The following is a 7,174-nucleotide window of genomic DNA, read 5'->3' as shown; positions in this document are numbered from 1 at the left end:
CGGGCTTCACCACGTACGGGGGGCGGGGCGCGACCGGGGGGGCTGGGAGGGGCGCTGGGGCTTTCGGGGGACTTCCTGGCCACGCGCGTGTCGTACGAGCTGGACCTGACGGGCCCGGCGATGACGGTGCAGTCGGCGTGCTCCACGTCGCTGGTGGCGTTGCATCTGGCGTGTCAGTCGCTGCTCGCGGGCGAGTGCGACCTGGCGCTCGCGGGGGGCGTGTCCATCCGCACGCCGCAGCTGGCCGCGCACCGCAACCAGGAGGGCGGCATCCTGGCGCCGGATGGACGCTGCCGTCCGTTCGACGTGAACGCGGCGGGCACGGTGGTGGGCAACGGCGTGGGCGTGCTGGTGCTCAAGCGGCTGGCGGACGCGGTGGCGGACGGGGACCCCATCCGCGCCCTCGTGCTGGGCACGGCGCTGAACAACGACGGCGGGGCGAAGACGGGGTTCTCCGCGCCTTCGGTGCAGGGGCAGACGGCGGTGGTCCGCGAGGCGCTGTCGGTGGCGGGCGTGTCGCCGTCGGACGTGTCCTATGTGGAAGCGCACGGGACGGCGACGGCGCTGGGAGACCCCATCGAGGTCGCGGCGCTCAAGCAGGCGTTCCAGGGCGCTCCCCCGGGGGCGTGCGGGCTGGGGGCGGTGAAGAGCAACTTCGGGCACCTGGACGCGGCGGCGGGCGTGGCGGGGGTCATCAAGACGGTGCTGTCGATGGAGCACCGGACGCTGCCCCCGACGCTGAACTTCACGAAGCCGCATCCGATGCTGGAGCTGGAGGGCAGTCCCTTCCAGGTGGTGGGGAGCGCGCGTGCGTGGCAGGGCCCGCTGCCGCTGCGCGCGGGGGTGACGGCGCTGGGGATTGGCGGCACGAACGCGCACGTGGTGTTGCAGGAGGCGCCCGTCCTTCCGGAGACGGATGCGCCCCGGCGCGCGGAAGAGGTGCTGCTGCTGTCCGCGAAGACGCAAGGGGCGCTGGAGCGGATGAGCACGGCGCTGGCGGAGCGCATCCAGGGTGCTTCGGGCGCTGCGCTCGCGGACGCCGCGCACACGTTGCAGGTGGGGCGTGCTCGCTTTCCGTGGCGCCGCTTCGCCGTGGTCCGTCACGGTGAGGACGCCGCGGCGCTCCTGGAGGGAAAGCCCGTTGCCGGTGAGGACGCGGCCTCGCGGATCCGCACCGTGTTCGACGAGGGCGAGTCTCGCGGCGTGGCCTTCCTGTTCCCGGGCGGCGGTGCGCAGCGGGTGAACATGGGCGAGGCGTTCCTGCGCGAGCCCGCGTTCCGTGCGGCCGTGGATACGTGCGCGCAGTGGCTTCGTGGACCGCTGGGGGCCGACCTCCGTGAAGTCCTCTTCGCCGGGCCGGAGCGCTTCGACGCGGCGGCCCGTGAGCTGGACCGGCCGCTGTGGTCGCAGCCCGCGCTGTTCGTCTGTGACTGGGCGCTCGCGCGGCTGTGGCTGTCGTGGGGCGTGAAGCCGGAGGCGCTGCTGGGGCACTCGCTGGGCGAATACGTGGCGGCGTGCCTCGCGGGCGTGTTCACGCTGGAGGAGGCGCTGGGCCTGGTTGTCGCCCGGGGGCGGCTGATGGAGGCGATGCCGCTGGGGGGAATGGTGTCCGTGCTCGCGTCCGTGGAGCAGGTGGCGGAGGTCGTGGGGACGGCCGTGTCGGTGGCGGCCATCAACGGTCCGGAGACCTGTGTCCTCTCCGGACCGCTGCCGGAGCTGGAGGCCGCGGAGCAGGCGCTGACGGCGCGGGGCATCGAGCACAAGCGGGTGCGCTACGCGCGCGCCGCGCACTCGTCCATGATGGAGCCGTATCTGGAGGGCTTCGCGCGGGAGGTGGCCCGCGTGAAGCTTCGCGCACCCTCGCTCCCTGTCGTGTCCAGCCTCACCGGCCGGTGGCTCCAGGAGCGCGAGGCGACGTCGCCGGACTACTGGGTCCGGCACCTGCGGCACACCGTCCGCTTCTCCGATGCGCTGGGCTGCCTGCTGGAGTCCGGGGACCGGGCGTTGATTGAAGTGGGCCCGGGCACGACGCTCACCGCGCTCGCGCGGCAGCACCCGGCGCGCAAGACGCAGCCGGTGCTGGCCACCCTGCCGACGAAGGGCGATGCGCCCGGGAGTACCCTGGCCGCGCTGGGCGAAGCCTGGGCCGCGGGCGTGGACGTGGACTGGGAGCGCATCCGGGACGGCGAGCGGCGCAGGCGCGTGGACCTGCCGACCTACAGCTTCGACCACGAGCACTACAGCCTGGATGACGCCGCGCCGGCTCCCGTCGCCCGCGACGCCATGGCGGCCCGGGCGAAGGCGACCGTGCCCCCGAAGCCGAAGGGCCGTGCCGTCCGTCGCGGTGAGCGCGTGGCCCCTCGTGACGCCACGGAGCGGACGCTCGTCGAGTGCTTCCAGACGCTGTTCCGCCTGGACGACGTGGGCATCCACGATGACTTCTTCGCGCTGGGGGGAGACTCGCTGGTCGCGCTCCGGCTGCTCGCGATGATCTCCGAGCGCTTCGGCAAACGGCTCGCGCTGAAGGAGATGCTCACCGCGCCCACGGTGGAGTTGCTCGCGCGCAAGCTGGGTGGCCGGGAGAGTGCTCCGTCCCTGCCGCCGGGCATGGCGCTGCTCCAGCAGGGCACGCGCGGTCCGCCCCTCTTCTTCGTGCACGCGGCCGGAGGCCAGGCGGTGTTCTACCGGGACCTGGCGCGCGCCATCGACGCGGGCCGGACCGCCTATGCCTTCGAGTCCCGGGGCCTGGAGCCGGACGGGCCGCTGCACACGTCCGTCGACGAGATGGCGACGGCCTACCTGGAAGGCGTGCGCGCGTTGCAGCCCACGGGACCGTACCTGCTGGTGGGCGCGTCGTTCGGCGGCGCGGTGGTCTACGAGATGGCCCGGAGGCTGACGGCGGAGGGCCAGGCGGTGCCGCTGTGCGCGATGCTCGACACGCCGGGGCCCGGGGACATCGCCCATGCACAGGCGGGCGGGGTAGGCATCGAGCAGGGGCCCGCCTTCACGGATCCGGAGGAGCAGCGGCGCTACGTGCGCGTCTGGGAGGCGAACATGAACGCCCTGCGCGAATACTCCATGCCCCGCTTCGAGGGCGGCACCCTCCAGTTCTTCCGCGCGTCGACCGTCATCGAGCACATGCCGAAGCATGTCGAGCTCGAGTGGCTGGACTCGGGCGCGGTGCTCCGCGTGGAGTCCGTGCCCGGCGACCACCAGTCCATGCTCACGGGGGAGAACGCCGAAGGCCTGGGCGCGAAGCTCGCGGCCTTCCTGCCATGAGCGAGGGCCGCCTGCCGCCGCTGCTCCATCGCTACTGGATCGACTTCCCTGACGACGCCTTCGTGCGTTCCAGGGGACTGAACCATGGCTGCGGCGTGACGGCGTACAGCCTGGAGGATGCCCGGAGGCTGCTCCAGGAGCAGCTCTTCCGGGACACTCCGCTGCCGCCCTTCACGCACGTCATCGAGGACGTGGACGTGACCACGCTGGAGGCCAATCACATCCGTCCCAACATCGGCGTCGTCACCTGGCGGGGAATCTGGTTCCCATTCCTCCAGCTGTCCTGAACGCCCGGCTCAGCTGGAGCCGGGCCGGCCCCGCCGCTGGGCCATGCGCCGCAGGTTGTCCCTTCGCTGCGTGCCCGGGTCCTGTGCCGACGCGGGCGCGGCCACTGGCGGCGCGTCTTTCGGTGGCGACAGGTGCCCGGCGAGCGCGCGCACCGTGGGGTACTGGAAGAGCGTCACCAGCGGGACCTTGCGGCCCACCAGCGCCTCCAGCTTCGCGTGCACGGACTGGAGCAGCAGCGAGTTGCCTCCCAGGTCGAAGAAGTTGTCGCTCGCGCCCACGCGCTCCACTCCCAGGACCGTGGCCCAGAGCGTGGCCAGCGTCTGCTCCAGCCCGACCTCGGGGACGCGGTAGTCCTCGCTCAGCTCGGGCCGGTTCACGTCCGGCGCGGGCAGGGCCTTGCGGTCCAGCTTGCCGTTCGCGGTGAGGGGCAGCCGCTCCAGCACCACGAACGCCGAGGGCACCGCGTGCTCCGCGAGCGATCGGCGCAGCGCGGCCCGCAGCGCGTCCACCGTGAACGAAGCCCCTTCACGAAGCACCAGGTACGCGACCAGCCGCCGCTGGCCCGGCACGTCCTCGCGCACCAGCGTCACCGCCTCCTTCACCTGGGGTTGCGCGAGCAGCGCGGCCTCCACCTCGCCCAGCTCGATTCGGAAGCCCCGCACCTTCACCTGCGAGTCCGCGCGGCCCCGGAACTCCAGCGTGCCGTCCGCCAGCCACCGCACCACGTCCCCCGTGCGGTACAGGCGCGCGCCGGGCTCGCGGGAGAACGGATCCGGTCCGAAGCGCTCCGCCGTGAGCGCGGGCTGGCCCAGGTAGCCGCGAGCCACCTGCGCGCCTCCCAGGAACAGCTCGCCCCACAGCCCCACCGGCACGGGCTGCCGCGTGCCATCCAGCACGTACACGCGCACGTTGGCCTCCGGGCTTCCAATGGGCGGCAGCAGGCCCTCGGGCGCTTCGCGCTGCACGACGCCCGAGGTCGCGATGACGGTGTTCTCCGTGGGGCCGTAGCAGTTGAGCCACTGGCCCGGGACGGACGGCCCCGGACGGCGGTGCAGCACGTCTCCGGCCACGTGCACCCGGCGCAGCGGCATGCCGGAGGGCCACGGCTGCTCCAGCGCTGCCTCCGCCATGGGCGTGGGCAGGGTGGTGAGCGTGATGCCCTCCGCCGCCAGCCACCGCACCAGCCGCGCGGGCTCCGCACGCACCTCGTCCGAGGGCAGGTGGAGGCTGGCCCCGTGCGAGAGCGACGGCCAGGTCTCGAAGACGGTCGCGTCGAACGCGAGCCCCGTCAGCAGCGTGGCCCGGTCTCCCGGAGCAATCCCCGCCGCCGTGCCGAGCCCCACGACGAGGTTCGCCAGCGTGCCGTGCGACACCCCGACACCCTTGGGCTTGCCGGTACTGCCCGACGTGTAGATGACGTAGGCCAGCGCCTCCTCGTGCAGCGTCACGCCGGGCGCGGTGGCCGGCTGCGCCTCCAGCGCGGGCTCCGCGTCCAGGCAGAGCACGCGCACGCCGCATCCCTCGAAGCGGGAGGCGAAGGACTGCCGCGTGACGACGATGCGCGCGCCGCTGTCCGTGAGCACGTGCCGCCACCAGGCCTCCGGCCACGTCAGGTCCATGGGCAGGTAGGCCCCGCCCGCCTTGAGGACGCCCAGCGCGCCCCACACGTAGCCGGGCGTGCGGTCCATGCACAGGGCGACCACGTTCTCCGGCCCCACGCCTTGCGCGCGCAGCAGGTGCGCGAGCCGGTTCGATTGGGCCTCCAGCTCCCCGAAGGTCAGCGGGTGTCCGTCGCTCGCGAGCGCCAGCGCCTCCGGCCGCAGCCGCGCCTGCTCCGCGATGCGCGCGGGCACCCGCAGGTCCCGGGGCACGTCGAGCGCGGTGTCGTTCCAGGCGACGAGGAGCTGCTGGCGCTCCGGCTCCGTCAGCAGCGACAGCGACGCGAGCGGACGCTCCGGGCTCCGCGTCACCTGCTCCAGCAGGCGCAGGTAGTGCCCCGCCATGCGCTCCACCGTCGCCTCGTCGAAGAGGGCGGTGTTGTATTCCCAGTGCGTCAGCAACCCGGTGGCGGATTCGCGCATGAAGAGGGTGAGGTCGTGCTTCGCGAGCCCCGGATCGAACGGCACCGGCGCCGTGTCCAGCCCGCGCAGGGGGATGGCGGGGAAGTCCTTGAAGAACGCGAACACGGCCTGGAACACCGGCGTGCGGCTCAGGTCGCGCGGCGTCTGGAGCGCGTCCACCAGTTGCTCGAAGGGCACCTCCTGGTGCGCGTAGGCGCCCAGGCACGTCTCGCGCACGCGGCCCAGCAGGGCCTGGAAGGACTCCGCGCCGGAGACCTTCACGCGCAGGGGCAGGGCGTTGACGAAGAAGCCGATGAGCCCCTCCACCTCGCGGTGGTTGCGGCCGGAGATGGGCGAGCCGACCACCACGTCCTCCTGGCCGCTGTAGCGCGACATCAGCGCCTGGAAGCCCGCGAGCAGCGCCATGAAGGACGTGACGCCCTGCTGGTGACACAGCTCGCGCACGGCGGCGTCCACTGCGGCGGGGACTCGCACGAGGACGGCCTTGCCCTCCTGGGCCTGCACGGGCGGACGCGGCCGGTCCGTGGGCAGCTCCAGCGCGCGCGGCGCCCCGTCCAGGTGCCGCTTCCACCAGGCGAGCTGCGCCTGGAGCGCTTCGCCCTGCAACGTCGCGCGCTGCCAGCGGGCGTAGTCCGTGTAACGGATGGGCAGGGGCGGCAGGCGGGGCGTCTGCTCGCGGGTGAAGGCGTCGTAGAGGAGGCCCAGCTCGCGCCCCAGCACGTCCGTGGACCAGCCGTCCGTGATGATGTGGTGCATGAGCAGGAAGAGCGCGTGGTCCTCCGCGTCCAGCCGCAGCAGGTTCGCCGTGAAGAGCGGGCCCGAGCGCAGGTCGAAGACGTGGCGCATCCGCTCCTCGGCCCGCTGGCGCAGGACGGTGTCGCGCTCCTGGGGCGGTACGTCCTCCAGCCGCTCGAAGGCGAGGGCGAAGGGGACGGAAGGCAGGACGCGCTGCATGGGCTGGCCGTTCGCTTCCGCGAACACCGTGCGCAGGGCTTCGTGGCGGTCGATGAGCGCCGCGAGGGAGCGCTCCAGCGCGGCCACGTCGAGCGGCCCCTTGCACCGGATGAACACGGGGACGTTGAAGGCGAACCCGCCCGGTGTGAGCGCGTCGATGAACCACAGCCGCTGCTGCGGGAAGGACTGCGGCGCGAAGTCTCCGGCCTCCAGGCGCACCAGGGGCGGTGCCTGGAGGGGGCCGGCCTCCTGGCGCAGGGCTTCGATGCGCGCGGCCAGCTCCCCGAGCGTCGGGGCTTCGAAGAGCACGCGCACCGGCAGCTCCAGCTGGAGGGACTCGCGCAGCCGCGAGGCCACCTGGGTCGCGAGCAGCGAGTGCCCGCCCAGCTGGAAGAAGTGGTCCTGCGTGCTGACGCGCGGCACGCCCAGTAGCGGTGCCCAGATGTCCGCGATGAGCTTCTCCACCGCGGAGACCGGGGCCACGTAGGCCGTGCCGGGGATGGCCTCTTCCGTGGGGACGGGCAGGCCGTTGCGGTTCACCTTGCCGCTGGGGCTCAGCGGCAGCGCGTCCA

The 7,174-nt window shown here is 73.1% G+C and carries 3 protein-coding genes; 2 read left to right on the top strand and 1 reads right to left on the bottom strand.

Annotation, left to right across the window (positions count from 1 at the left end; all coding sequences use genetic code 11):
* The coding region (locus ACLEQD_RS33065; protein ID WP_410389506.1) for a type I polyketide synthase at nucleotides 1-3,279 on the top strand (3,279 nt) is incomplete at its 5' end.
* Nucleotides 3,276-3,566, top strand: coding sequence for a hypothetical protein (locus ACLEQD_RS33060; RefSeq protein ID WP_410389504.1), 291 nt, complete (start codon nucleotides 3,276-3,278; stop codon nucleotides 3,564-3,566). The genes ACLEQD_RS33065 and ACLEQD_RS33060, both read left to right, overlap by 4 nt.
* 9 nt (nucleotides 3,567-3,575) lie before the next feature.
* Here ACLEQD_RS33060 and ACLEQD_RS33055 read toward each other — a convergent pair.
* Nucleotides 3,576-7,174 (bottom strand): amino acid adenylation domain-containing protein (locus ACLEQD_RS33055; protein WP_410389502.1); only part of this gene is annotated, 3,599 nt, incomplete at its 5' end.

It is taken from the genome of Corallococcus sp. 4LFB (genome assembly GCF_046520365.1).
Lineage (GTDB): Bacteria > Myxococcota > Myxococcia > Myxococcales > Myxococcaceae > Corallococcus > Corallococcus caeni.
The sequence above is the reverse complement of the archived record's forward strand: the minus strand, read 5'-3'. Positions and strand labels throughout refer to the sequence as shown.

What these genes read in the sequence shown, in the direction of transcription:
- ACLEQD_RS33060 (WP_410389504.1), top strand. Translation starts at nt 3,276, where the DNA reads ATGAGCGAGGGCCGCCTGCCGCCGCTGCTCCATCGCTACTGGATCGAC.